Annotated in this window: 21 protein-coding genes; 14 read left to right on the forward strand and 7 right to left on the reverse strand. The window is 70.4% G+C overall.

The genetic code is table 11. From position 1 onward, the window contains the following. Window positions 1–40 precede the first annotated feature (40 nt). Window positions 41–1,627, reverse strand: a complete 1,587-nt coding sequence (locus WS57_RS25290) for an acid phosphatase (RefSeq protein ID WP_059482359.1) — start codon at window positions 1,625–1,627, stop codon at window positions 41–43. Between the two features lie 213 nt (window positions 1,628–1,840). On the opposite strand from WS57_RS25290, the gene WS57_RS25295 reads away from it, so the two are divergent. From WS57_RS25295 to WS57_RS25305, 3 genes are all read left to right on the forward strand, one after another. After that, entirely contained in the window at window positions 1,841–3,202 is a 1,362-nt protein-coding gene (locus WS57_RS25295; RefSeq protein ID WP_069244986.1) for a cytochrome-c peroxidase, read from the forward strand. Window positions 3,203–3,311: 109 nt separating this feature from the next. After that, the gene (locus WS57_RS25300) at window positions 3,312–3,698 is read left to right on the forward strand and encodes a hypothetical protein (RefSeq protein ID WP_040127187.1); all 387 of its coding nucleotides are present in this window, start codon (window positions 3,312–3,314) and stop codon (window positions 3,696–3,698) included. Between the two features lie 11 nt (window positions 3,699–3,709). Further along, window positions 3,710–4,180 carry an NUDIX hydrolase gene (locus WS57_RS25305; protein WP_009688310.1) on the forward strand — a complete coding sequence of 157 codons (471 nt, stop codon included), beginning with the start codon at window positions 3,710–3,712 and terminating at the stop codon, window positions 4,178–4,180. A 135-nt stretch (window positions 4,181–4,315) separates the two neighbouring features. Here WS57_RS25305 and WS57_RS25310 read toward each other — a convergent pair whose 3' ends face one another. Next, a complete protein-coding gene (locus WS57_RS25310; RefSeq protein ID WP_009688309.1) occupies window positions 4,316–6,025 on the reverse strand; it encodes a glutamine--tRNA ligase/YqeY domain fusion protein in 1,710 nt (569 codons plus the stop codon). A gap of 253 nt (window positions 6,026–6,278) precedes the next feature. Here WS57_RS25310 and WS57_RS25315 point away from each other — a divergent pair, with 253 nt between their 5' ends. Together WS57_RS25315 and WS57_RS25320 are read left to right on the forward strand one after the other, a co-directional pair. After that, window positions 6,279–6,488, forward strand: a complete 210-nt coding sequence (locus WS57_RS25315; protein ID WP_006497729.1) for an ornithine acetyltransferase — start codon at window positions 6,279–6,281, stop codon at window positions 6,486–6,488. Window positions 6,489–6,640: 152 nt separating this feature from the next. Further along, on the forward strand, window positions 6,641–7,210 hold the full coding sequence (locus WS57_RS25320) for an RBBP9/YdeN family alpha/beta hydrolase (protein ID WP_069244987.1): 570 nt from the start codon (window positions 6,641–6,643) through the stop codon (window positions 7,208–7,210). 27 nt (window positions 7,211–7,237) lie between these two features. Here the strand turns inward: WS57_RS25320 and WS57_RS25325 are convergent, their stop codons facing one another. Further along, complete coding sequence (locus WS57_RS25325) at window positions 7,238–8,458, reverse strand: CaiB/BaiF CoA transferase family protein (protein WP_069244988.1); 1,221 nt, start codon at window positions 8,456–8,458, stop codon at window positions 7,238–7,240. A 242-nt stretch (window positions 8,459–8,700) separates the two neighbouring features. On the opposite strand from WS57_RS25325, the gene alaS reads away from it, so the two are divergent. Further along, the gene (gene alaS, locus WS57_RS25330) at window positions 8,701–11,325 is read left to right on the forward strand and encodes an alanine--tRNA ligase (RefSeq protein WP_069244989.1); all 2,625 of its coding nucleotides are present in this window, start codon (window positions 8,701–8,703) and stop codon (window positions 11,323–11,325) included. Window positions 11,326–11,551: 226 nt separating this feature from the next. Here alaS and WS57_RS25335 read toward each other — a convergent pair whose 3' ends face one another. After that, entirely contained in the window at window positions 11,552–12,469 is a 918-nt protein-coding gene (locus tag WS57_RS25335) for a LysR family transcriptional regulator (RefSeq protein ID WP_040127191.1), read from the reverse strand. A gap of 122 nt (window positions 12,470–12,591) precedes the next feature. Between WS57_RS25335 and WS57_RS25340 the strand changes: the two genes are divergently transcribed. From WS57_RS25340 to WS57_RS25375, 8 genes are all read left to right on the forward strand, one after another. Then, window positions 12,592–13,845 (forward strand): YbfB/YjiJ family MFS transporter, encoded by a 1,254-nt coding sequence (locus WS57_RS25340; protein WP_059518320.1) that lies wholly within the window; start codon window positions 12,592–12,594, stop codon window positions 13,843–13,845. Window positions 13,846–13,950: 105 nt separating this feature from the next. Further along, complete coding sequence (locus tag WS57_RS25345; protein ID WP_040127193.1) at window positions 13,951–14,487, forward strand: NUDIX domain-containing protein; 537 nt, start codon at window positions 13,951–13,953, stop codon at window positions 14,485–14,487. A gap of 172 nt (window positions 14,488–14,659) precedes the next feature. Continuing rightward, window positions 14,660–15,097, forward strand: coding sequence for an acyl-CoA thioesterase (locus tag WS57_RS25350; protein WP_059518318.1), 438 nt, complete (start codon window positions 14,660–14,662; stop codon window positions 15,095–15,097). A gap of 11 nt (window positions 15,098–15,108) precedes the next feature. Further along, entirely contained in the window at window positions 15,109–16,044 is a 936-nt protein-coding gene (locus WS57_RS25355; protein ID WP_059518316.1) for a branched-chain amino acid ABC transporter permease, read from the forward strand. Then, complete coding sequence (locus tag WS57_RS25360; RefSeq protein WP_069244990.1) at window positions 16,037–17,254, forward strand: branched-chain amino acid ABC transporter permease; 1,218 nt, start codon at window positions 16,037–16,039, stop codon at window positions 17,252–17,254. Before WS57_RS25355 ends, WS57_RS25360 begins: the two co-directional genes overlap by 8 nt. Continuing rightward, the gene (locus WS57_RS25365; protein WP_060242235.1) at window positions 17,251–18,003 is read left to right on the forward strand and encodes an ABC transporter ATP-binding protein; all 753 of its coding nucleotides are present in this window, start codon (window positions 17,251–17,253) and stop codon (window positions 18,001–18,003) included. Before WS57_RS25360 ends, WS57_RS25365 begins: the two co-directional genes overlap by 4 nt. Beyond that, on the forward strand, window positions 18,000–18,704 hold the full coding sequence (locus tag WS57_RS25370; protein ID WP_059518308.1) for an ABC transporter ATP-binding protein: 705 nt from the start codon (window positions 18,000–18,002) through the stop codon (window positions 18,702–18,704). The genes WS57_RS25365 and WS57_RS25370 overlap by 4 nt, the downstream gene beginning before the upstream one ends. Before the next feature lie 160 nt (window positions 18,705–18,864). After that, window positions 18,865–19,611 carry a glucose 1-dehydrogenase gene (locus tag WS57_RS25375; protein WP_040127199.1) on the forward strand — a complete coding sequence of 249 codons (747 nt, stop codon included), beginning with the start codon at window positions 18,865–18,867 and terminating at the stop codon, window positions 19,609–19,611. Window positions 19,612–19,706: 95 nt separating this feature from the next. Here the strand turns inward: WS57_RS25375 and iolB are convergent, their stop codons facing one another. The 3 genes from iolB to iolD all read right to left on the reverse strand — a co-directional run bounded on the left by iolB (window position 19,707) and on the right by iolD (window position 23,441). After that, window positions 19,707–20,525, reverse strand: a complete 819-nt coding sequence (gene iolB / locus WS57_RS25380; protein ID WP_059600881.1) for a 5-deoxy-glucuronate isomerase — start codon at window positions 20,523–20,525, stop codon at window positions 19,707–19,709. Between the two features lie 31 nt (window positions 20,526–20,556). Beyond that, on the reverse strand, window positions 20,557–21,486 hold the full coding sequence (gene iolE / locus WS57_RS25385) for a myo-inosose-2 dehydratase (RefSeq protein ID WP_059479224.1): 930 nt from the start codon (window positions 21,484–21,486) through the stop codon (window positions 20,557–20,559). A 71-nt stretch (window positions 21,487–21,557) separates the two neighbouring features. Continuing rightward, a complete protein-coding gene (iolD, locus tag WS57_RS25390; protein WP_059518303.1) occupies window positions 21,558–23,441 on the reverse strand; it encodes a 3D-(3,5/4)-trihydroxycyclohexane-1,2-dione acylhydrolase (decyclizing) in 1,884 nt (627 codons plus the stop codon). Window positions 23,442–23,448 lie beyond the last annotated feature (7 nt).

Here is a 23,448-nt window from a genome sequence, read left to right on the forward strand (position 1 = left end):
CCCCTTCAGGTTTCGCGCCGGCCGGTGCAGCGCCGCGCCGTTACAGGTTCGGCGACAGCTCGAGCGCGTTCGTCAGGTCGCCCATCGGCTGCGCGCCGTTGGCCTTCAGCGCGTCGTCGCGCTGCTGCAGGCCCGCGAGGCGCGGCAGCGAGAAGCGGCGCGTGATGAAGCGCAGGATCGAGCCCGTGTCGTACTGCGTATGGTCGACGAAGCCCTTCTTCGCATACGGCGACACGATCAGCGCCGGAATGCGCGTGCCCGGACCCCAGCGGTCGGCGGTCGGCGGCGCGGCATGATCCCAGAAGCCGCCGTTTTCGTCGTACGTGACGATCACGACCATGTTCTTCCACTGCGGGCTCGCCTGCAGGTGCGCGATCACGTCGGCGATGTGCTGATCGCCGGAGGTGACGTCCGTGTAGCCCGGGTGCTCGTTCAGGTTGCCCTGCGGCTTGTAGAACGCGACCTGCGGCAGCGTGCCGGCGTCGATCGCCTTGATGAACTCGGCGCCGTTCGCGCCGCCGTCGAGCAGGTGCTGCGCGCGGCTCGCGGTGCCCGGCGCCTGGTTCGCGAAGTAGTTGAACGGCTGGTGGTGCGGCTGGAAGTTCGGCGTCGACAGGTCGGCGCCGTAGATCACGTTCGACGTGCCGTTCTGGCTCGCCTGCAGCGCCTGGCCCCACGCGCCGCCGTACCAGGCCCACGACACGTTCGCCTTGGTCAGCAGGTCGCCGATGTTGGTCGCCGTCTGCGCCGGCATCGTCGAGCTGTTGGCCGGATCGGCGAGCAGCGGGTCGCCGCCGGCGGCCGCCTTGTTGCCGCTCGGCTGATACGGCGGCTGCATCGTGTTGACCGCGTAGAAGTCGGGCGTGAGCGCGCCGTCGTTGACGAACTTCGGCGGGCCGCTCAGCGCGGAGGCGGGCGAGTTCGTCGCCACCTTCAGCGACTTGCCGTCGGCGTTCAGGACGGCGATCTTGCCGGCCGCCGGGCTCTTGTCGGCGTTCGCATAGTACGGCGCGCAGGCGCAGATCAGGTACTGGTGGTTCAGGAACGAGCCGCCGAACGCGCCCATGAAGAAGTTGTCGGCGAGCACGTACTGCTGCGCGATCTTCCACAGCGGCAGCTTCGACGGGTCCGGCGTGTAGTGGCCCATCGTCAGGCCGCCCGCATCGGTCCATGCGGCGTACATGTCGTTCTTGCCGCCGTTGATCTGCATCTGGTCCTGGTAGAAGCGGTGCACGATGTCGCGCGTCGCGATGCTCATCGGCTGGTTGAAGCCCTTCGGATCGTCGATCGCGAACGGCGCGTTCGGCAGATTCGCCGTCATCGCCTCGGTGACCGCCGGCGTGATGCCGGTCGCGGTCAGGCCGCCCCAGACCTTCGGCAGCGTCGCCATCGTCGAGCCGTCGCGATCCTTCTGCACCGAGTTCGCGGCCGTTGCGTTCTGCAGGCCGTTCGCGCCCGGGAAATTGCCGTACAGGTTGTCGAAGCTGCGGTTTTCCGCATAGATCACGACGACGTTCTTGACGGCGGACAAGCCCTGCTGCGTGACGTCGTCGCCGCCGCAGGCGGTCAGGCTGAGCGCGGCCGCGAGGGCGATCGGCGTGTAGCGAATCCAGGCGTGCTTCTTCATGCGTTGTTCTCTCTTTCGTCGTTGGTCGCGTGTGGGAACCGGGTTGGCGTCGCGCCGGCTCGGCACGCGCCGACCGGCTGCGCGCATTATCTGGAAACGATTTGACAGGCGGGTGTAGGGCTGCTTTCAATTGACTGTCGGTAGAACGTCATGTGACGGTCACGGAACTGACATAAGCTCCGCACGATTGCCACCGCTACCCATAGAACGACGATGCCCATCACCCCGAAATCCCTCGCGTCCGCGCGACCGTTGAGTCACGCCGTGGCGACCCTGGCGCTGGCTGCCGGGCTCGCGGCGTTCGCCGGTTGCGATGCGCGGCCGGACGCGAATGCGCCGGCCGCGTCCGTCGTGCCCGCGGCACAGGCCGCCCCGGCCGCGCCGGCCGTCGCGCCGGCCAGCCAGCCGCAGACGCGCGCGCAGGTGTTCGAGGGCGTGAAGCAGATGACGGCGCTCGGCAGGCAACTGTTCTTCGACCCGTCGCTGTCGGGCTCGGGCAAGCTCGCGTGCGCATCGTGCCACAGCGCCGAGCACGCGTTCGGGCCGCCGAACGCGCTGTCGGTGCAGCTCGGCGGCGACGACATGCATCGCACCGGATTCCGCGCGGCGCCGTCGCTGAAGTACTTGCGCGGCATTCCGCCGTTCAGCGAGCACTTTCACGATTCGCCCGACGAGGGCGACGAAAGCATCGACGCGGGCCCGACCGGCGGCCTGACCTGGGACGGCCGCGTCGACACGCGCGACGCGCAGGCGCGCATTCCGCTGCTGTCGCCGTTCGAGATGAGCAGCTCGCCGGCGCGGGTCGCGCAGGCGGTGCGCGCGGCGCCGTATGCGGATGCGTTCCGCAAGGCGTTCGGCGAGCAGGTGCTCGCCGACGACCAGGCGGCCTTCGGCGCGGTGCTGCGTGCGCTCGACGCGTTCCAGCAGCAGCCGGCGCTGTTCGATCCGTACACGAGCAAGTACGACGCGTACCTGGCCGGCCGCGCGCAACTTACGCCCGCGGAGCTGCACGGGCTGCAACTGTTCAACGACGAGAAGAAGGGCAACTGCGCGAGCTGTCACGTGAGCCAGCGCACGCTCGACGGCACGCCGCCGCAGTTCAGCGATTTCGGGCTGATCGCAATCGCGGTGCCGCGCAACCGCGCGCTGCCGGTCAATCGCGACCCGCGCTTTTACGATCTTGGCGCATGCGGCCCCGAGCGCACCGACCTGAAGGGCCGCGACGAATTCTGCGGGCTGTTCCGCACGCCGTCGCTGCGCAACGTCGCGTTGCGCAAGACCTTCTTCCACAACGGCGTGTACCACTCGCTGGAAGACGTGATGCGCTTCTACGTCGAGCGCGACATCCATCCGGAGAAGTTCTATCCGGTCGTGCACGGCAAGGTGCAGATCTACGACGACCTGCCGAAGCGCTACTGGCCGAACATCAACCGCGAGCCGCCGTTCGACCGCAAGCCGGGCGACAAGCCGGCGCTGGACGAGGCCGAGATCAAGGACGTGATCGCGTTCCTGAACACGCTGACTGACGGATATCAACAAACGGCCCCGCAAACGGCCGCGCAGGCGGCCCGCTAGCAGGGCCCCGTCGCGGCACGCATGCTATGCTCGCTCGCTGACGGGCGTGGCGCGCACCGGTTCGCCGGGGCGCGCCACGCCGTTCGATCGAACATCCAAGGAGAACAACATGTCGATGCGTGCATCCCTTTCCCTCGTCTCGCGTGTGCTGGCCGGTGCCGCGTGCGCTGCCGCGATGCTGCCTGCCCATGCGCAGAACAACCTGAACTTCCTGAGCGACACGCCGATCAGCTATTTCAGCAAGGCGGACCGCGCGTCGCTGTCGAAGGCGGTTGCGCAAGTGCGCGACGCAGGCAAGGACGGCGAGACCACGACGTGGCAGAGCAGCGGCCGCGGCACGCAGATCGATGCGAAGCTCACGCCGACCACCACCGAGAAGGACGGCAAGACCTGCCGCGAAGTCGCCACCGAAATCGCCGCGAAGGGCCAGACGATGACGCTGCGCCCCGTCTACTGCAAGACGGCCGCGGGCAACTGGCAGTTCCAGAAGCGCTGAGCGCGCACGCGATGAAGCGGGGCGGCGCGCCGCGCACGGTGTCGTGCGGCGTCGTGATTCTCGACGGGGCCGGGCAGGTGTTCCTTGCGCATGCGACGGACACGACGCACTGGGATATCCCGAAGGGGCAGGGCGAGCCCGGCGAGTCGCCGGCCGACGCCGCGCTGCGCGAACTGCGCGAGGAAACCGGCATCGTGTTCGAGGTCGGGCGGCTGCTCGATCTCGGCCGCTTCGCGTACCGGCACGACAAGGACCTGCACCTGTTCGCGGTGCGCGTCGCCGACGGCGAGATCGATCCCGCGCACTGCACGTGCACGTCGCTGTTTCCGAGCCGTCGCGACGGCTCGCTGATTCCCGAGATGGATGCGTACCGCTGGACGACGCCCGCCGACGTCGACGCCTATGCGAGCCGCAGCCTCGCGCGGCTGTTCCGCACGACACTGCCGCTGGCGGAACTGCATCGGCGCCTGCAGCGCGCATGACGGCGCCGCGTGTGCGGCATCGCGTCGAGCGGCGTTTCGTGCGCAAGAAAAAACCGGCCGGGGCCGGTTTTTTTCATGGTGCGCCGATGCTGTCGCGACCGGGCGCGGGCGCTTGCCGCCGCGCCCGGCCGGCCGTCAGGCCGGCTTGCCCCAGCTGTCGCGCAGCCCGACGATCCGGTTGAACACCGGCTGGCCCGGCTTCGAATCGATGCGGTCGGTGACGAAGTAGCCGTGCCGCTCGAACTGGAAGTGCGTTTCCGGCGCGGCGTCGCCGGCGCCCGGCTCGACGAACGCCTGCACGACCTTCTTCGAATCGGGGTTCAGCGCGTCGAGGAAGTTCGCGTCGCCCGCGTCCGGATGCGGCTCCTTGAACAGGCGGTCGTAGATGCGCACTTCGGCCGGCTGCGCATGCTTCGCGCTGACCCAGTGGATGTTGCCCTTGACCTTGTAGTTGTTCGCGCCGTCGGTGCCCGACTTGCTGTCCGGGAAGTAGTTGCAGTGCACGGCCGTCACGTTGCCGTCGGCGTCCTTGTCGAAGCCCGTGCACTCGATCACGTAGCCGTAGCGCAGCCGCACCTTGTTGCCGGGGAACAGGCGGAAATAGCCCTTCGGCGGGTTCTCGACGAAGTCGTCGCGCTCGATCCACAGCTCGCGCGAGATCGGGAACGTGCGCACGCCGCGCTCCGGATGATGCGGATGCACGGGCGCCGTGCACGCTTCTTCCTGGCCTTCCGGGTAGTTGTCGATCACGAGCTTCAGCGGATCGAGCACGGCCACCGTGCGCGGCGCCTTGTCGTCGAGATCGTCGCGCAGCGCGCCTTCGAACACGCTCATGTCGATCCACGAATCGACCTTCGTCACGCCGAGCCGCTCGCAGAACAGGCGGATGCTGTCCGGCGTGAAGCCGCGGCGACGCACGCCGACGATGGTCGGCATGCGCGGGTCGTCCCAGCCGTCGACGTGGCCTTCGTTGACGAGTTGCAGCAGCTTGCGCTTGCTGGTGATCGCATACGTGAGCTTCAGGCGCGAGAATTCGATCTGTTGCGGCAGCGGGCGCGTGAACACGCCGGCTTCGGCGAGCTCGTTCAGCACCCAGTCGTACAGCGGGCGGTGATCCTCGAACTCGAGCGTGCACAGCGAGTGCGTGATCCCTTCGAGCGCATCCGAGATGCAGTGCGTGTAGTCGTACATCGGATACACGCACCACGCGTCGCCGGTGCGGTAATGGTGCGCGTAGCGGATCCGGTAGATCACCGGGTCGCGCAGGTTCATGTTCGGCGAACCCATGTCGATCTTCGCGCGCAGCACGTGCTCGCCTTCCTTGAACTCGCCGGCCTTCATGCGGCGGAACAGGTCGAGGTTCTCGTCGGGCGTGCGGTCGCGGAACGGCGACGGCTTGCCCGGCTCGGTCAGCGAGCCGCGGTTCGCGCGCATCTCTTCGGCGCTCTGGCTGTCGACATAGGCCTTGCCGCGCTTGATCAGCAGCTCCGCGTATTCGTACAGCTTGTCGTAGTAGTCGCTCGCGAAATATTGGTGGTCGACCGCGTCCTTGCGCCAGTCGAAGCCGAGCCAGCGCACGGCGTCGACGATCGAGTCGACGTATTCGATGCTTTCCTTTTCCGGGTTGGTGTCGTCGAAGCGCAGATGGCAAACGCCGCCGTAGCTGTTCGCGACGCCGAAGTTCAGGCAGATGCTCTTCGCATGGCCGATATGGAGATAGCCGTTCGGCTCGGGCGGGAAGCGCGTTTCGACGCGGCCGCCCCATTTGCCGGTGCGGTTGTCGTCGTCGATGATGTTGCGGATGAAATTGGAAGCCGCGGGGGCGTCGTTGCGTTCGGTGCTCATGCGGATGGCGTCAGGTTGTGTCGGCGCGTCGCGCCGGTTTAATCCTGCAATTCTACCTGACCGGGGTCGGTCCCGCGCGGCTCGCCGCTGGCGGCGGGGCAGGCGTGTCGCGCAATCGCAATATCTCGACTTTGTGTCGGCTGTAACACGACGTAAATCGGATTGCCCGCGCCATTCGGGTTTTTCTATGATGGGTTTCACCGTTTCAATGCCGCTGCCCGCGTTGCCGCGCGGCGGGAGGACACCAACAACCATGATGAAGAAGACCACTTTTCTCGTTCGCACCGCGGTGATCGTCGCGGCCCTGTCGCAACTCGGCGCATGCGCGATGACGCATACGCAGCGCAATGCCGGTATCGGCGCGGCCGCGGGTGGCGCGCTCGGCTACCTGATCACGGGCGGCCCGGTCGGCACGGTCGCCGGCGCGGCCGCAGGCGGCCTGGTCGGCGCGGGCGTACGCTGAACGACGCCGGCGCCTCGCGCGCCGGCCGATTGCGACGCCCGCGGGCGTCGCGCACATCCTTCCGGTTTTTTGACAGGCAAGATCAGGGAGGAACGGATGTGCGACACTGCGTCGACCCCTATAACGACTTCACGCGTCGACGCATCCCCTTCATGAGCGATTCCCGCATCTTCATCCTGCCGGGCTACGGCAATTCCGGTCCGCTCCACTGGCAAAGCCGCTGGGAGCGCGCCGACGCGCGCTTCACGCGCATCGCGATGCCCGACTGGGAGCGCGCGTTCCGCAACGGCTGGTGTCTCGCGCTCGACCGGGCGGTCGAGGCCGCGCGCGGGCCGGTGCTGATCGCCGCGCACAGCCTCGGCACGCTGACGACCGCCTGGTGGGCGACGCGCTATGCGCGGCCCGCCGCGCTCTCGAAGGTGCACGGCGCGCTGCTCGTCGCGCTGCCCGATCCTGCCGGGCCGGCCTTTCCGGCCGACGCGCACGGCTTCGGGCCGGTGCCGCACGAACGCCTGCCGTTTCCGACCTGCGTCGTCGCGAGCGGCGACGATCCGTACGGGTCGCTCGCGTTCGCACGCAGCTGCGCGCACGCGTGGGGCAGCGCGTTCCACGACATCGGCCCGCGCGGCCACATCAACGCGGACAGCGGCCTCGGCGACTGGCCCGACGCGCGCGGCTGGCTCGACGCGCTCGCGCGGCGCACCGGCGCCGCTGCCGCGTGACGCGCCGCCTCCGGCCGGGCCGTTCGCTCAGATCGCCTGTTTCGCCTTCAGCGCGGCGATCCGCGCCTCGTCGTAGCCGAGCATGTCGCGCAGCACCTCGTCGGTCTGCGCGCCGAGCAGCGGCGGGGCGGTGCGCGCGTCGGGCGGCGTCGCGCTCATCCGGATCGGGTTGCGCACGAGCTTCACGTCCGCGCCGCACGGGTGCGGCAGCGCGATCTGCATGCCGCGCGCGATCACCTGCTCGTTGTCGAACACCTCGTCGAGATCGTTGATCGGCCCGCACGGCACGCCGGCTGCTTCCAGCGCATCGATCCACGCGGTCTTGCTGCGCGTCTTCACCATCTCCGCGAGGATCGGCACCAGCGTGTCGCGATGGCGCACGCGCGCGGGATTGGTCGCGAAGCGCTCGTCGTCGGCCAGCTCGGCGCGCCCGCCGGCCTCGACGAACTTGCGGAACTGCCCGTCGTTGCCGACCGCGACGATGATCCAGCCGTCGCTGGTCTGGAACGTCTGGTACGGTACGATGTTCGGATGCGCGTTGCCCCAGCGCACCGGCGGCTTGCCGCTCGCGAGGAAGTTGGTGTTCATGTTCGCGAGCAGCGCGACCTGCACGTCGAGCAGCGCCATGTCGATGTACTGGCCTTCGCCGGTGCGGTCGCGATGCGCGAGCGCGGCGAGCACCGCGATCGTCGAGTACAGGCCGGTGGCGAGATCGGCGATCGCGACGCCGGCCTTCTGCGGGCCGCCGCCCGGCTCGCCGTCGCGCTCGCCGGTGATGCTCATGAAGCCGCCGATCCCCTGCACGATGAAGTCGTAGCCCGCGCGGTGCGCGTACGGTCCCGTCTGGCCGAAGCCCGTGACCGAGCAGTAGACGAGATCGGGCTTCACCGCGCGCAGCGATTCGTAGTCGAGCCCGTATTTCTTCAGCTGGCCGACCTTGTAGTTCTCGAGCACGACGTCGCTCTGCGCGGCGAGTTCGCGCACGATCTGCTGGCCTTCGGGCGTCGCGATGTCGACCGTCACCGAGCGCTTGTTGCGGTTCGCGGCGAGGTAGTACGCGGCCTCGGCGGTGTCCGCGCCGTGCGCGTCCTTCAGGTAGGGCGGCCCCCAGTGGCGCGTGTCGTCGCCGGCGCCGGGGCGCTCGACCTTGATCACGTCCGCGCCGAAATCGGCGAGTGTCTGCGCGCACCACGGGCCCGCGAGCACGCGGGTGAGGTCCAGCACGCGGATATGGCTCAGGGCACCCATCGTCGAATCGTCTCCTTGGTTGGCTTGGCCGTGCGTTGCGCCGGCAACGCGAACCGGCATGCCGAGCATCTTAAGGCGAATCGGCCGCGGCAGTGGCCCAGCCGGGGCGGCCGGATGGCCGAGCCGCTTTGCCGGGAACGGCTGCCGATCCCGTATAATCGATCGTTTCCGAATATGCCGCCGTACGCCCGTCCGGGCCGCCGGCGTTTGAAGCCGTCTTAGCCAGACTGTCCCCGCACGCCATGAAAGCTGCCGAAATCCGCGAGAAATTTCTCAAATTCTTCGAATCGAAGGGCCATACGATCGTCCGCTCGTCGAGCCTCGTGCCCGGTAACGACCCCACGCTGATGTTCACGAACTCGGGCATGGTCCAGTTCAAGGACGTGTTCCTCGGCACGGACCAGCGCCCGTACTCGCGCGCCACGACGGCGCAGCGCAGCGTGCGCGCGGGCGGCAAGCACAACGACCTCGAGAACGTCGGCTACACCGCGCGTCACCACACCTTCTTCGAGATGCTCGGCAACTTCTCGTTCGGCGACTACTTCAAGCACGACGCGATCAAGTTCGCGTGGGAACTGCTGACGACCGTCTACCAGCTGCCGAAGGAAAAGCTGTGGGTCACCGTCTACCAGGAAGACGACGAGGCGTACGACATCTGGGCGAAGGACGTCGGCGTGCCGACCGAGCGGATCATCCGGATCGGCGACAACAAGGGCGCGCGCTACGCGTCGGACAACTTCTGGACGATGGGCGACACGGGCCCGTGCGGTCCGTGCACCGAGATCTTCTACGATCACGGCCCGGACGTGTGGGGCGGCCCGCCGGGATCGCCCGAGGAAGACGGCGACCGCTACATCGAGATCTGGAACCTCGTGTTCATGCAGTTCAACCGCGACGCGCAGGGCAACATGACGCGCCTGCCGAAGCAGTCGGTCGATACCGGCATGGGCCTCGAGCGTCTCGCCGCGGTGCTGCAGCACGTGCACAGCAACTATGAAATCGACCTGTTCCAGAACCTGATCAAGGCCGCCGCGCGCGTGACCGAGACCAGCGACCTGAACAACAACTCGCTGAAGGTGATCGCCGACCACATCCGCGCGTGCGCGTTCCTGATCGTCGACGGCGTGATTCCCGGCAACGAAGGTCGCGGCTACGTGCTGCGCCGGATCGTGCGCCGCGCGATCCGCCACGGCTACAAGCTCGGCCGCAAGGGCGCGTTCTTCCATCAGCTGGTGGCCGACCTCGTCGCCGAGATGGGCGTCGCGTATCCGGAGCTGAAGGAAGCCGAGCAGCGCGTGACCGACGTGCTGCGCCAGGAAGAGGAGCGCTTCTTCGAGACCATCGAGCACGGCATGTCGATCCTCGAGGCCGCGCTGGCCGATGTCGAGGCGAAGGGCGGCAAGGTGCTCGACGGCGAACTCGCGTTCAAGCTGCACGATACGTACGGCTTCCCGCTCGACCTCACGGCCGACGTGTGCCGCGAGCGCGGGATGACGGTCGACGAGCCGGCGTTCGACGACGCGATGGCGCGCCAGCGCGAGCAGGCGCGCGCGGCCGGCAAGTTCAAGGCGACGCAGGGCCTCGAATACACGGGCGCGAAGACCACCTTCCACGGCTACGAGGAAATCGCGTTCGACGACGCGAAGGTCGTCGCGCTGTACGTCGACGGCTCGGCCGTCAACGAGGTGAAGACCGGCCAGGATGCGGTCGTCGTGCTCGACCACACGCCGTTCTACGCGGAATCGGGCGGCCAGGTCGGCGACCAGGGCGTGCTCGCGAATGCGGCGACGCGCTTCGCGGTGGCCGACACGCTGAAGGTGCAGGCCGACGTGATCGGCCATCACGGCACGCTCGAGCAGGGCACGCTGAAGGTCGGCGACGTGCTGCGCGCGGAGATCGACGCGCACCGCCGCGCACGCACGCAGCGCAACCACTCGGCGACCCACCTGATGCACAAGGCGCTGCGCGAAGTGCTCGGCGCGCACGTGCAGCAGAAGGGTTCGCTCGTCGATGCGGACAAGACCCGCTTCGACTTCGCGCACAACGCGCCGCTGAGCGACGACGAAATCCGTCGCGTCGAGCAGATCGTCAACGACGAAATCCTGGCGAACGCGCCGGGCATCGTGCGCGTGATGCCGTACGACGAAGCGGTGAAGGGCGGCGCGATGGCGCTGTTCGGCGAGAAGTACGGCGACGAGGTGCGCGTGCTCGATCTGGGCTTCTCGCGCGAACTGTGCGGCGGCACGCACGTGAGCCGCACCGGCGACATCGGCCTGTTCAAGATCGTGATGGAAGGCGGCGTCGCAGCCGGCATCCGTCGCGTCGAGGCGATCACCGGCGACAACGCGGTGCGCTACGTGCAGGAACTCGACGCGCGCGTGAACGAAGCGGCCGCCGCGCTGAAGGCGCAGCCGTCGGAGCTGACGCAGCGCATCGCGCAGGTGCAGGACCAGGTGAAGTCGCTCGAGAAGGAGCTGTCGGCGCTGAAGTCGAAGCTCGCGTCGAGCCAGGGCGACGAGCTCGCGCAGCAGGCCGTCGAAGTCGGCGGCGTGCACGTGCTGGCCGCGACGCTCGACGGCGCCGATGCGAAGACGCTGCGCGAGACGGTCGACAAGCTGAAGGACAAGCTGAAGAGCGCGGCGATCGTGCTCGCGGCGGTCGAGGGCGGCAAGGTCAGCCTGATCGCCGGCGTGACGGCCGATGCGAGCAAGAAGGTCAAGGCCGGCGAGCTCGTGAACTTCGTCGCGCAGCAGGTCGGCGGCAAGGGCGGCGGCCGTCCCGACATGGCGCAGGCGGGCGGCACCGAGCCGGCCAACCTGCCGGCGGCGCTCGCGGGCGTCAAGGGCTGGGTGGAAGAGCGCCTCTGATGTGTGCAACGCGCGGCGCCCCGGGCGGGCGCCGTGCGGTTCGGCGCTGCGCGGTCCTGTGAGGGGATCGCATGAAACGACCCGATCGGCGTTGGCCGGTCGGGTCGTTTTGCATGGATGGCCGGGAACCGTTGCGCGCTGGCGCTTCGCTTGCACCCGAGCGGCGGCATTGCAGTGCGCGCGGCCTGCGCGGCGCGGCCTGCGCCGTGCGCCGGGCCGCATGCAGTCAGGCGGGCATCGCGACGGTCCGCTGTGCCGCTGCGTCGTCCGTCTGCCGCGCGGCTTCCGCCAGCGCATCGCGCAGCGCGGCGAGCGCCGCCGACGCATAGCCGTGCCGCCACGCGAGCAGCGTGTCGATGCCGTGGAGTTCGGCGATCTCGTGCTGCGCGACGTTGCCGGCTTCCGGCTGCCGGTCGAGCACCGAACGCGGCGCGACCGCGATGCCGGCGCCGGCCGCGACGCACGCGACGATCGCGTGATACGAGCCGAGTTCGAGCACGCGCGCCGGCTTCATCCCGTGCGCTGCATACCACTGCTCGACGTACTTGCGGTACGAGCAGCCGCGCTCGAATGCGACCAGCGTCGGCAGGACCACGTCGCGCGGCGTGCGCACCGGCGGATGGCCGCGCGGCGTCAGCAGCACCAGGTCCTCGCGGAAGACCGGCACCGTCTCGAACGTGTCGGGCAGCATGTCGGGCGCGGGCGGCCGCGCGAACAGCGCGGCGTCGACCTCGAAGTCGCGTACCTTGTCGATCAGCCAGCCGGTCGTGCCCGTCACGAGTTCGAGCGACACGTCGGGCCACGCATGGTGATAGCGCGCCAGCACGGCCGGCAGCCGGCTCGCGGCCGTGCTCTCCATCGTGCCGAGCCGCAGCCGGCCGCGCGGCGTGTCTTCGCGCACCGCGTCGCGCGCCTCGTCGGCGAGCGCGAGCAGGCGCTCCGCATACGGCAGCAGCGTCTGTCCGGCCGGCGTCAGCACCAGCCGGCGGCCGTCGCGCACGAACAGCGCGGCGCCGAGCTCCTCCTCGAGCTGCTTGATGCGCGTCGTCACGTTCGACTGCACGCGATTGAGCTTCGCCGCCGCGCGCGTCACGCCGTTCTCGCGCACGACGGCGCGGAAAATCGCCAGCGCCGCCAGGTCCATGGTTCTCTCCATGTGATGACTCGATTCTGAATTATTCATTTTTAGAGAATGTTCGGTCAAGCTAGGCTACAAACATTCCGATTTCCATTCAGGCCGGCGCGTGATGCGCGGCCGTTGCCGCCATGTCCCGTTCCGATGCCCCGACCGCCGCGCTCGACGCGCGCCCGTCACGCGAAACCGATCGCCGCGCCCGTACGGCTGCGCTGGCCTGCATGGTCGGGCTGGCCGTCGCGCTCGGCGTCGGCCGCTTCGCGTTCACGCCGCTGATGCCGCTGATGCTCGCCGACGGCTCGATCGGGCTGAAGGCCGGCAGCTGGCTCGCGTCGGCGAACTACGCGGGCTATTTCGTCGGCGCGGTCAGCTGCGCGGCGCTGCGCGTCGCGCCCGCGCGGATGGTCCGCCTCGGGCTCGCCGCGACCGTCCTGCTGACCGCCGCGATGGGCGTCGGCCATCTGCTGCTGGTGTGGCTCGCGGTGCGCTTCGTCGCGGGCGTCGTCAGCGCGTGGACCTTCGTGTTCATGTCGCAATGGGGCTTGCGGCGGCTCGCCGAGCTGCATGCGCCCGAGTGGAGCGGGGTGATCTACGCGGGGCCCGGCGTCGGCATCGTGCTGACGGGGCTGATCGGCAGCGCGCTGGCCGGTCATCGCGCGGCGCCCGGCTGGCTCGGCTTCGCCGCGCTGGCGGCAGTGCTGTCGGCCGCGATCTGGCGCACCTTCGCCGCTGCGCCGGCGACCGGCGCGCCCGCGACCGCCGCCGCGCCGCAGGCGGCCGCCGTCGCGGCGCCGGCTGCCGGCGCGCGCCGCCATCGCGCGGACGCCGCGTGGCTCGTCGTGCTGTACGGGATGCCGGGTTTCGGCTACATCATCACAGCCACCTTCCTGCCGGTGATCGCACGTGCGGCGCTGCCGGCCGGTTCGCCGTGGCCCGACCTGTTCTGGCCGATGTTCGGCGCGGCGCTGATCGTCGGCGCGATCGCCGCCGCGCGGCTGCCCGGGCACTGGGACAACCGGCCGCTGCTCGCGGCCGGCTGCGCGACGCAGGCGCTCGGCATCGTCGCCGGCATCGTCTGGCCGAATGCGGCCGGCTTCTCGATCGGCAGCGTGCTGCTCGGGCTGCCGTTCACCGCGATCACGCTGTTCGCGATGCGCGAGGCGCGGCGCCTGCATGGCGAGCGCGCGGCGGGGCTGATGGGCTATGCGACCGCGTCGTACGGCATCGGGCAGATCCTCGGGCCGCTGGTCGCCGCGCCGCTGACCGCGCGCTTCGGCTCGTTTTCGCCGGCGCTGTGGGTCGCGGTCGCCGCACTGCTGGCGGGCGCGGCCGGCTTCGCGGCGACGGCCGCGGCGGCTCGCGCGCGATCCCGGCTTCCGGCATGAGCGAATCCTGACGGGGCCGGATCATCTGCGCGGCGGGCAAACTCGCTAGAATGAAACCTTTCCGCGCCGAGCGGGGCGCCGTGCCGCGCCCGCCATGTCCCCCCGATGACCGTTGCCGACTACCGTTTCTGCCCGCGCTGCGCGAGCCCGCTGATCGAACGCGCCGATCCCGACCATGAAGGGGGCCGCCTGCGCCAGGCGTGCCCGGACGATGCGTGCGGCTATGTGCACTGGAACAACCCGCTGCCGGTCGTCGCGGCGATCGTCGAGCTCGACGGCAAGATCCTGCTGGCGCGCAATGCGGCCTGGCCGGAAGGGATGTTCGCGCTGATCACCGGCTTCCTCGAGAACGGCGAGACGCCCGAGGACGGCATCGCCCGCGAGGTGTTCGAGGAAACCGCGCTGAAGGCCGAGCAGATCGCGCTGGTCGGCGTGTACGAATTCATCCGCAAGAACGAACTGATCATCGCGTACCACGTGCGCGCGTCGGGCACGGTCGCGCTGTCGCCGGAACTGCTCGAATACCGGCTCGTCGATCCGCCGCTGCTGCGGCCGTGGCGCGCCGGCACCGGCTACGCGCTCGCCGACTGGATGCGCGCGCGCGGCCTCGATTTCCAGTTCGTCGACCGGCCCGGGCAGTGACGGGCCGGCTTGCCCGCGCGGCGGCCCGTACCGTCGTGCCGCCGGCGATCCGCGCGGCGCGGCGGCCGGATCGGCTGCACCGTCGCCGCGCCGTGCTTTCACACCGTCGCGCCGTGCCGCCGGGCCTGCGCGACGTCCATCCAACGTCGTCCTGACCGCCACCGACACCGCCATGTCCGACAAGCCGCAGCCGCGTCCGCGCGACGCCTATCGCCACTTCCTGCCGATCACGACCCGCTGGATGGACAACGACGTCTACGGGCACGTGAACAACGTCGTCTACTACAGCTACTTCGACACGGTCGTGAACGCGTACCTGATCCGCGCGGGCGTGCTCGACGTCGAGCACGGCCAGACCATCGGCCTCGTCGTCGAGACGCAGTGCAACTACTTCGCGCCGCTGGTGTTTCCGCAGGCGGTCGATGCGGGGCTGCGCGTCGCGAAGCTCGGCACGTCGAGCGTGCGCTACGAGATCGGGCTATTCGCGGCCGGCGGCGCGTCGCCCGCCGCGCAGGGCCATTTCGTGCACGTGTACGTCGATCGCGGCACGCGCCGGCCGGTGGCGCTGCCCGATGCGCTGCGCGCCGCGCTCGAGCCGCTCGCGACCTGACGGTTCCCGCGGTGCATGCGTTCGCGCTCCAGGCCTTCAACGGCCTCAGCTACGGCCTGCTGCTGTTCATGCTGTCGGCCGGCCTGACGCTGATCTTCAGCGTGCAGGGCGTGCTGAATTTCGCGCATGCGAGCTTCTACATGCTCGGCGCGTACGTCGGCTACAGCATCGCCGCGCAGGCCGGGTTCTGGCCCGCGCTCGTGCTCGCGCCGCTCGCGGTCGGGCTGCTCGGCGCCGGTTGCGAGCGCTGGCTGCTGCGCCGCGTGCAGGCGCACGGCCATACCAGCGAGCTGCTGCTGACTTTCGGGCTGGCCTACCTGATCGGCGAGGGCGCGAAGCTCGCGTGGGGTCTCGCGCCGCTGCCGGCTCCGGTGCCGGCGCTGTTCGACGGCGCGCCCGTGACCGTGCTCGGCCTCGCGCTGCCGCGCTACCGGCTGTTCATGATGGCGATGTCCGCGGCGATGCTGGTCGCGCTCGGCGTGCTGCTGCGCGCGTCGCGCATCGGGCTCGTGGTGCGCGCCGCGCTCACGCATCGCGCGGCCGTCGAGGTGCTCGGCTACGACGTGCCGCGCCTGATGACCGCGCTGTTCGGCGCGGGCACCGCGCTCGCGGCGCTGGCCGGCGTGATCGGCGCACCGCTCGCGGTGATCGAGCCCGCGCTCGCCGAGACCGTCGGATCCGTCGTGTTCGCGGTCGTCGTGATCGGCGGGCTCGGCTCGCTCGGCGGCGCATTCGTCGCGTCGCTCGCGGTCGGCTTCGCGCAGACCTTCGCCGCGTCGAGCGACACGTCGCTGCGCGAGCTCGCGCAGTGGGCCGGCCTCGCGCTGCCAGACAGCGTCGCCGCGGTGTCGATCGCGCAGCTCGCGCCGCTGGTGCCGTACCTGCTGCTGGTCGCGGTGCTGGTCGCGCGCCCGCGCGGGCTGTTCGGCGAGCGCGCCGATGCGTAGCGCCGCGTTCGCCGGCGTCGCGCGCTGGACGCTGTTCGCGGCCTGCGTCGCGCTGCCCGCGTGGCTGTGGCCGCACGGTGCGATGCTCGGCTATCTCGCGCAGACGGCCGCGCTCGTCGTGCTCGCGCTGTCGTACAACCTGCAGCTCGGCACGACCGGGCTGCTGTCGTTCGGGCATGCGGCGTTCGCGGGGCTCGGCGCGTTCGCGGCCGCGCACTGGTTCAACCGCTTCGGCGGCCCGCTGCCGTTGTTGCCGCTCGTCGGCGGCGCGGCCGGCGCCGCGTTCGGCTGGCTCGCCGGCCTGCTCGCGACGCGTCGCGCGGGCACCGCGTTCGCGATGATCACGCTCGGGCTCGGCGAGTGCGTGGCGGCCGCCGCGTGGAGCGTGCCTGCGTGGTTCGGCGGCATCGGCGGCGTGCCGATCGATCGCGCGAGCGGCACGGCATGGTTCGGCTGGCATTTCGGCGCGCCCGCGCAGGCGTATGCGGTGATCGCCGCGTGGTGCGTCGGCTCGGCATTCGCGATGCACGCGCTGACGCGCACGCCGCTCGCACGGCTCGCGAACGCGGTGCGCGACAATCCCGCGCGGGTTGCGGCGCTCGGCACCGATCCGCGTCGCGTGCGGCTCGCGATGGTCACCTGCGCGTCGTTTTTCGCGGGCGTGGCCGGCACGCTGACGCTGATCGACGTCGAGATCGCGACGCCCGACAGCGTGTCGATGGCGCGCTCCGCGACCGTGCTGATCGCCGCGGTGATCGGCGGCACCGGCAGCTTCTTCGGGCCGGCGGCCGGCGCAGCCGTGCTGACCGCGCTGAGCATCGTCGTCGCGGGCGTGTCGCGCGGCTGGGCGCTGTATCTCGGCGTGCTGTTCGTGGTGGTCGTGGTGGCCGCGCCGCGCGGGCTCGCGGGCATCGCGGCGGCGCTCGCGCACGCGTTGCGGCGCGGTGCGCCGGCAAGCGAGCGGTGGCGCATGCTGTGCGGCGTCGCCGCATGCGCGTTCTGGTGCATCGCGCTGGTCTGCGCGACCGAGCTCGGCTATGCGTGGCGCTTTGCAGCGGACGACGGCAGCGGCCTCGCGTTCGGCGCGTGGCGTATCGACGCGGACATGCCGGCCGGCTGGGCCGTCGCCTGCTCGGCGGCCGGCATCGGCGCGCTGCTGTGGGGCTGGCGCGCGCGGCTCGCGCGCGGCGCGCAGGAGGACACGCGATGAACGGCAATGCGATCGCGCTGCACGGCATCGTGCAGCGCTTCGGCGCGCAGACCGTGCTCGACGGTGTCGAGCTGAGCGTCGCGGCCGGCGAGCGCCATGCGCTGATCGGGCCGAACGGCGCGGGCAAGTCGACGCTGTTCGGCGTGATCGCGGGCGCGACGCGGCCGACGCGCGGGCGGGTCGTGCTGCACGGCGTCGAGCTGCGGGGGCGCGGGCCGGTCGTCGCGAGCCGGCTCGGCATCGGCCGCAGCTTCCAGCAGACCAGCGCCTTCGCGCGCCTGAGCGTGTTCGACAACCTGCGCTGCGCGGCGCTGCATGCGCCGGCCGAGCGGCGGCGCTGGTGGAACCGGCTGCGCGAATCGGCGTCGGTCGATCGCGCGGCCGCACGCGTGCTGCACGACGTCGGTCTCGACGCGCGCCGCGAGACGCCGGCCGCCGAACTGAGCTACGCGGAGCAGCGCGCGCTCGATCTCGGCATCGCGCTCGCGAGCGGCGCGCGCACGCTGCTGCTCGACGAGCCGACAGCCGGCATGAACCGCGAGCAGGCGGCGCGGATGATCGCGCTGATCCGCGCGACGACGCAGGGGCGCACGGTGCTGATGATCGAGCACGACATGGACACGGTGTTCGGTTTCGCCGAGCGCATCACGGTGCTGGTGCGCGGCCGCGTGGTCGCGAGCGGCGCGCCCGACGCGATTCGCGCCGATCCGGCCGTGCGCGCCGCGTATCTCGGCGAGGGCGGCGCATGAGCGCGCTGCTCGAGATCCGCGGGCTGCGCGCGGGATACGGGCTGCAGCCGGTGCTCGACGGCGTCGATCTCGCGCTGGCGCCGGGCGAGACGCTCGCGCTGCTCGGCCGCAACGGCTCGGGACGCTCGACGCTCGCGAAGGCCGTGATGGGGCTGGTGCGCACGACCGGCTCGGTGCGGATCGCGGGCGTCGAATGCGCGGGCGCGCGGCCGTTCGAGATCGCGCGGCGCGGCGTGGCCTACGTGGCCGAGAGCCGCGACGTGTTTCCGCTGCTGAGCGTGCGCGACAACCTGCGACTCGGGCTGCGCGGCGTCGGCGGCGCAGCCGCGCGCACGGCGCTGGAGCGGCTGTTCGCGCGCTTTCCGCTGCTGGCCGCGCGCGCGGACGTGAAGGCTGGCCGGCTGTCGGGCGGCGAGCAGCAGGTGCTCGCGCTGGTGCGCGCGCTCGCCGGCGGCCCGCGCCTGCTGATCGTCGACGAGCCGGCCGAAGGGCTGGCGCCGCGCGCGGTCGACGCGGTGCGTGCGTGCCTCGCTGCGCTGCAGGCCGACGGCGTCGCGATCGTGCTGATCGAGCAGCGGCTGCAGCTCGCGCCGCGGCTGGCGCGTCGCGTCGCGGTAATGGGGCGCGGGCGGATCGTCCACGACGGGCCGCTCGACACGCTCGGCGGCGACATCGCCGATGCGTGGCTCGGCGCCGGCTGACGGCCGCGCGCCGATTGTTCGGCTGGCCGAGCCAGTCAATTCGCGTCGAGCCGCTTTATCGCGGCGGCGACAGCTTCTACATTGCCTGCAAGGCCGGTGCGCCGCACGTTCGCGGCGGCCGACGTTCTCCATCCGGGTTATCTGACTGAGGAATCCAATCATGAGCAAGCTGGCAGGCAAGGTCGCGATCGTCACGGGCGCGTCGAAGGGCATCGGCGCCGCGATCGCGCGGGCGCTGGCCGCCGAGGGCGCGGCGGTGGTCGTCAACTATGCGAGCAGCAGGACGGGCGCCGACGCGGTGGTGCGGGCGATCGAGGAAGCGGGCGGCCGCGCGGTCGCGGTGGGCGCCGACGTGTCGAAGGCGGCCGATGCGCAGCGCATCGTCGATACGGCGATCGACACCTACGGCCGTCTCGACGTGCTCGTCAACAATTCGGGCGTCTACGAGTTCTCGCCGATCGAGGCGATCACGGAAGAGCACTACCGCCGGCAGTTCGACACGAACGTGCTCGGCGTGCTGCTGACGACGCAGGCGGCCGTCAAGCATCTCGGCGAAGGCGCGAGCATCATCAACATCAGCTCGGTCGTGACGAGCATCACGCCGCCGGCCAGCGCGGTCTACAGCGGCACCAAGGGCGCGGTGGACGCGATCACGGGCGTGCTCGCGCTCGAACTCGGGCCGCGCAAGATTCGCGTGAACGCGATCAACCCGGGGATGGTCGTGACCGAGGGCACGCACAGCGCGGGCATCATCGGTTCGGACCTCGAAGCGCAGACGCGCAGCGGGACGCCGCTGGGGCGGCTCGGCGAGCCGGACGACATCGCGTCGATCGCCGTGTTCCTCGCGTCGGACGACGCGCGCTGGATGACCGGCGAGCGCCTGGTCGCGAGCGGCGGGATGCGCTGAGTCGTCGCGGCGGCGTGGGCGCTCGCGCGATCATGCGGTGAACGCTCGCGCTGCCGGGCGATCGCAGGCTTGCGGCGGCGGCAGCGGCGCGCGCGTCAGCGCTTCGGCGCCGCGTCGAGCATCCATTCGTGAGCGGGATCGTTCCTGAACGCCCACGCACGGCTCGGGCCGGCCATCACGTTCAGGTAGTAGAGGGTGTAGCCGTGCGGTGCGACGACCGGGTGATAGCCGCGCGGCACCAGCACGACGTCGTGGTTCTCGACCGCGCATGCTTCGTCGAGGCTGCGGTCGTCGGTGTAGACGCGCTGGAACGCGAAGCCCTGCGGCGGATCGATCCGGTGGTAGTAGGTTTCCTCGAGCGAGGTCTCGTCGGGCGCCGCGTCGCGGTCGTGCTTGTGCGGCGGATAGCTGCTCGAATGGCTGGCCGGCGTGACGACCTCGACCACCAGCAGCCGGTCGGCGGCCGGGTTGTCGCCCATCAGGATGTCGCATACATAGCGCGTATTGGTGCCTTGCCCGCGCACCGAGCGACGCATCCGTTCGCCGTCGAGGCGCTGCACCGGCTTGTCGGCGCTCGCGGACGGCGCGCTGCACAGCGCGACTTCCGCATCGCGCGTCGCGACCAGCGTGACGGTCTTGCCGCCCGGCACATACAGCGCGTCCGGCGACACCGCGTCGAACACGCTGTCGCGCGTGCCGAGCGCGTCGTAGCGCACGCCGTCGACTTCGGCGCGCACCGTGCCGGTGAGCACGACGACGCACAGCTCGCGCGCGCCCGTATCGAGCGTTTCGGCGTCGCCGGCCTTCATGCGCAGCGCGCGGAAGCCGACATGCTTCCAGCCGGCCGACTCGGGCGTGACGTTGCAGATTTCGCGGTCCGGCGAGGCCTTGACCAGCAGCGGAGAAATCGTCATGGCGTGGGGCTCCTCGATGAGATGACGGCGCTCATGCGCTCAGGCGGTCGACGATCGCGCGCAGCGACTCGTAGCCCTTTTTCGCATACGGATAGCTCGGCGCGACGGCCGGGTCCTGCTCGGCCTCGACGACGAGCCAGCCTTCGTAGCCGGCGTCCTTCAGCGTGCGCAGCGTCGCTTCGTAATCGAGCGCGCCGTCGCCCGGCACCGTGAAGGTGCCGTTGATCACGCCGTTCAGGAAGCTCCAGCCGTCGTTGCGCGCCTGCGTGACGACCTGCGGCCGCACGTCCTTGCAGTGTACGTGGACGACGCGCGACACGTGCTTCTTCAGCAGCGCGACCGGGTCGGCCGCGCCGCCGAAATAGGCGTGGCCGGTGTCGAACAGCAGGAACACGCTGGCCGGATCGGTCAGCGCCATCAGCCGGTCGACGTCGTCCGGCGACTCGACGTACGCGCCCATGTGGTGGTGATAGGCGAGCTTGATCCCGTAGGTGTCGAGCAGGTGCGCGCCGAATGCGTCGAGCCGCGCGGCGTAGCGCCGCCATGCGTCGTCGTCGACGAAACGCGGGCGCTTCGCGACCGGCGTGTCGATGCTGCCCTGGATCGTGCCTGCGCATTCGCCGTAGACGACCACCTTCACGTCGTTGTATTGCAGCTTCGTCATGTGCGCGCGGCAGCGCGCGATCTCGGCGGCGACCGCGTCGGCGTCGCTCATGCCCGGCTCGACTTCAGCAAGGAATCCGGAATACCAGCCCGACACGCACACGAGCCCGAATTCGGCGAGCTTGGCCTTCAGCTCGGGGCCGGTCTTCGGAAACTTGTTGCCGAGCTCGAAGCCTGCGTAGCCGATCTCGGCGCCTTCCTTCAGCGCCGTCTCGAGCGGCGTTTCGCCGCCGAGCGACGGCAGGTCGTCGTTCATCCACGACAGGGGGTTGATGCCGATACGGACGTTCCAGCTCATGACGGGCTTCCTTGGTTCGAATGGTTTTCGCGTGCGGACGGGGGCTTGCTCGGGAGGGGCGGTGCGCGCGATCAGCGCCGCTGCCGCGTCTTCGCGTCGAGATAGGCGCGGTGGGCCGCTCCGACGCCGCTGCGTTCGGAGACCTGCGGCACCGCGACTTCCCACCATGCGCCGCCGTCATCGGTCGTGCGCCGGTGCGTGGTGTCGATCACGAGCACCTGGCTCGTTTTCGCCGCGCGGGCGCGCCGCATCTCGCTGCGCAGCTCGGCGACGTCGCGCACGTGCACCGCGTCGGCGCCCATCGCGCGCGCATGCATCGCGAAGTCGATGGTCGAGCGTGCGCCGCCTTCGGGCACGCAGTCGTCGAGCATGTTGTTGAAGCTCGCGCCGCCGCAGTTCAGCTGCAGGCGCTCGATGCAGCCGTAGCCGCGGTTGTCGAGGATCACGACGATGATCTTGCGGCCGAGCATCACCGAGGTCGCGAGCTCGGCGTTCAGCATCATGTACGAGCCGTCGCCGACGATCACGATCACCTCGCGCTCGGGCCGCGCGAGTTTCGCGCCGAGCCCGCCCGCGACCTCGTAGCCCATGCACGAATACGCGTAGTCCATGTGGTAGTTGCCCGGCACGCCGCTGCGCCACAGCTTGTGCAGCTCGGCCGGCAGCGTGCCGGCTGCGCAGACGACCAGATCGTCGCGCGCGCTGTCGCGGCCCGCGTCGGCCGCCGAGTCGCGCACCGCGCCGATCACGTCGGCGTCGTACGGCAGCGTGTCCTTCGGCACACGCGTCGTCAGCTCCGCCACGCGCGCGTTCCATGCGGCGGCCTGGTCGCGGTTCGCGGCGGTCCATGCGGGATCGGCCTGCCAGCCGGCCAGCGCGGCCGACAGCTGGCCGAGGCCGGTGCGTGCATCGGCGATCAGCTGCCGCCCGCGTTTCTTGCCCGCATCGAACGGCTGCACGTTCAGGCTCAGCAGCGTCGCCTGGCCGAACAGCGCATGCGAGCCGGTCGTGAAGTCCTGCAGCCGCGTGCCGACCGCCAGTACGACGTCGGCCTGCGCGGCCGCGCGGTTCGCGGCGGGCGAGCCCGTCACGCCGATCGCGCCGAGGTTGAGCGGATGGTCCCACGCGAGGCTGCCCTTGCCGGCCTGCGATTCGGCCACCGGCACGCCGTGCGTATCGGCGAACGTGCGCAGCGCGTCCCACGCCTGGCTGTACAGCACGCCGCCGCCGGCGACGATCAGCGGCTTCTTCGCGGCTTTCAGCACGTCGAGCGCATCGGCCAGCTCCAGCATGTCGGCCGGCGGGCGGCGCATGCGGATCAGCGGCGGCGCGAAGAAATCCTCGGGCCAGTCGTAGGCGAAGGTCTGCACGTCCTGCGGCAGCGCGAGGCACACGGGGCCGCACTGTGCGGGATCGGTCATCACCTGGATCGCGCGCGGCAGCGCGACGAGCAGCTGCTCGGGCGACGTGATGCGGTCGAAGTAACGCGTGACGGGGCGGAAGCAGTCGTTCGCGCTGACGTCGCCCTGCTCGAAGTCCTCGACCTGCTGCAGCACAGGATCGGGCAGGCGCGACACGAACACGTCGCCGGGCAGCAGCAACAGCGGCAGCCGGCCGACGTGCGCGAGCGCGGCCGAGGTCAGCATATTGGTCGCGCCGGGGCCGATGCTCGAGGTCGCGGCCATCATCCGCTGGCGGAAATTCGCCTTCGCGAACGCGATCGCCGCGTTCGCCATCCCTTGCTCGTTGTGCGCGCGGAACGTCGGCAGCCGGTCCTTCTCGGCGTGCAGCGCCTCGCCGAGCCCGGCCACGTTGCCGTGACCGAAGATCGCGAACACGCCGCCGCAGTACGGCAGGATCTCGGTGCGGCCGTCGGGCTGGACGACTTCGGCGCGCAGGGCGGCCAGGTAGCGCACGAGCGCCTGGCTGACGGTCAGTCTCACGGTAGCAGTCATCGTTGGT

The sequence above is a fragment of the Burkholderia pseudomultivorans genome, assembly GCF_001718415.1.
Classification (GTDB): Bacteria; Pseudomonadota; Gammaproteobacteria; order Burkholderiales; family Burkholderiaceae; genus Burkholderia; species Burkholderia pseudomultivorans_A.

What these genes read in the sequence shown, in the direction of transcription:
- WS57_RS25305 (WP_009688310.1), top strand. Translation starts at nt 3,710, where the DNA reads ATGAAGCGGGGCGGCGCGCCGCGCACGGTGTCGTGCGGCGTCGTGATT.
- WS57_RS25360 (WP_069244990.1), top strand. Translation starts at nt 16,037, where the DNA reads ATGCGTAGCGCCGCGTTCGCCGGCGTCGCGCGCTGGACGCTGTTCGCG.
- WS57_RS25325 (WP_069244988.1), bottom strand. Translation starts at nt 8,458, where the DNA reads ATGGGTGCCCTGAGCCATATCCGCGTGCTGGACCTCACCCGCGTGCTC.
- WS57_RS25300 (WP_040127187.1), top strand. Translation starts at nt 3,312, where the DNA reads ATGTCGATGCGTGCATCCCTTTCCCTCGTCTCGCGTGTGCTGGCCGGT.
- WS57_RS25290 (WP_059482359.1), bottom strand. Translation starts at nt 1,627, where the DNA reads ATGAAGAAGCACGCCTGGATTCGCTACACGCCGATCGCCCTCGCGGCC.
- WS57_RS25365 (WP_060242235.1), top strand. Translation starts at nt 17,251, where the DNA reads ATGAACGGCAATGCGATCGCGCTGCACGGCATCGTGCAGCGCTTCGGC.
- WS57_RS25375 (WP_040127199.1), top strand. Translation starts at nt 18,865, where the DNA reads ATGAGCAAGCTGGCAGGCAAGGTCGCGATCGTCACGGGCGCGTCGAAG.
- WS57_RS25340 (WP_059518320.1), top strand. Translation starts at nt 12,592, where the DNA reads ATGTCCCGTTCCGATGCCCCGACCGCCGCGCTCGACGCGCGCCCGTCA.
- alaS (WP_069244989.1), top strand. Translation starts at nt 8,701, where the DNA reads ATGAAAGCTGCCGAAATCCGCGAGAAATTTCTCAAATTCTTCGAATCG.
- WS57_RS25345 (WP_040127193.1), top strand. Translation starts at nt 13,951, where the DNA reads ATGACCGTTGCCGACTACCGTTTCTGCCCGCGCTGCGCGAGCCCGCTG.
- iolE (WP_059479224.1), bottom strand. Translation starts at nt 21,486, where the DNA reads ATGAGCTGGAACGTCCGTATCGGCATCAACCCCCTGTCGTGGATGAAC.
- WS57_RS25350 (WP_059518318.1), top strand. Translation starts at nt 14,660, where the DNA reads ATGTCCGACAAGCCGCAGCCGCGTCCGCGCGACGCCTATCGCCACTTC.
- WS57_RS25335 (WP_040127191.1), bottom strand. Translation starts at nt 12,469, where the DNA reads ATGGACCTGGCGGCGCTGGCGATTTTCCGCGCCGTCGTGCGCGAGAAC.
- iolB (WP_059600881.1), bottom strand. Translation starts at nt 20,525, where the DNA reads ATGACGATTTCTCCGCTGCTGGTCAAGGCCTCGCCGGACCGCGAAATC.
- WS57_RS25320 (WP_069244987.1), top strand. Translation starts at nt 6,641, where the DNA reads ATGAGCGATTCCCGCATCTTCATCCTGCCGGGCTACGGCAATTCCGGT.
- WS57_RS25315 (WP_006497729.1), top strand. Translation starts at nt 6,279, where the DNA reads ATGATGAAGAAGACCACTTTTCTCGTTCGCACCGCGGTGATCGTCGCG.
- WS57_RS25370 (WP_059518308.1), top strand. Translation starts at nt 18,000, where the DNA reads ATGAGCGCGCTGCTCGAGATCCGCGGGCTGCGCGCGGGATACGGGCTG.
- iolD (WP_059518303.1), bottom strand. Translation starts at nt 23,441, where the DNA reads ATGACTGCTACCGTGAGACTGACCGTCAGCCAGGCGCTCGTGCGCTAC.
- WS57_RS25310 (WP_009688309.1), bottom strand. Translation starts at nt 6,025, where the DNA reads ATGAGCACCGAACGCAACGACGCCCCCGCGGCTTCCAATTTCATCCGC.
- WS57_RS25295 (WP_069244986.1), top strand. Translation starts at nt 1,841, where the DNA reads ATGCCCATCACCCCGAAATCCCTCGCGTCCGCGCGACCGTTGAGTCAC.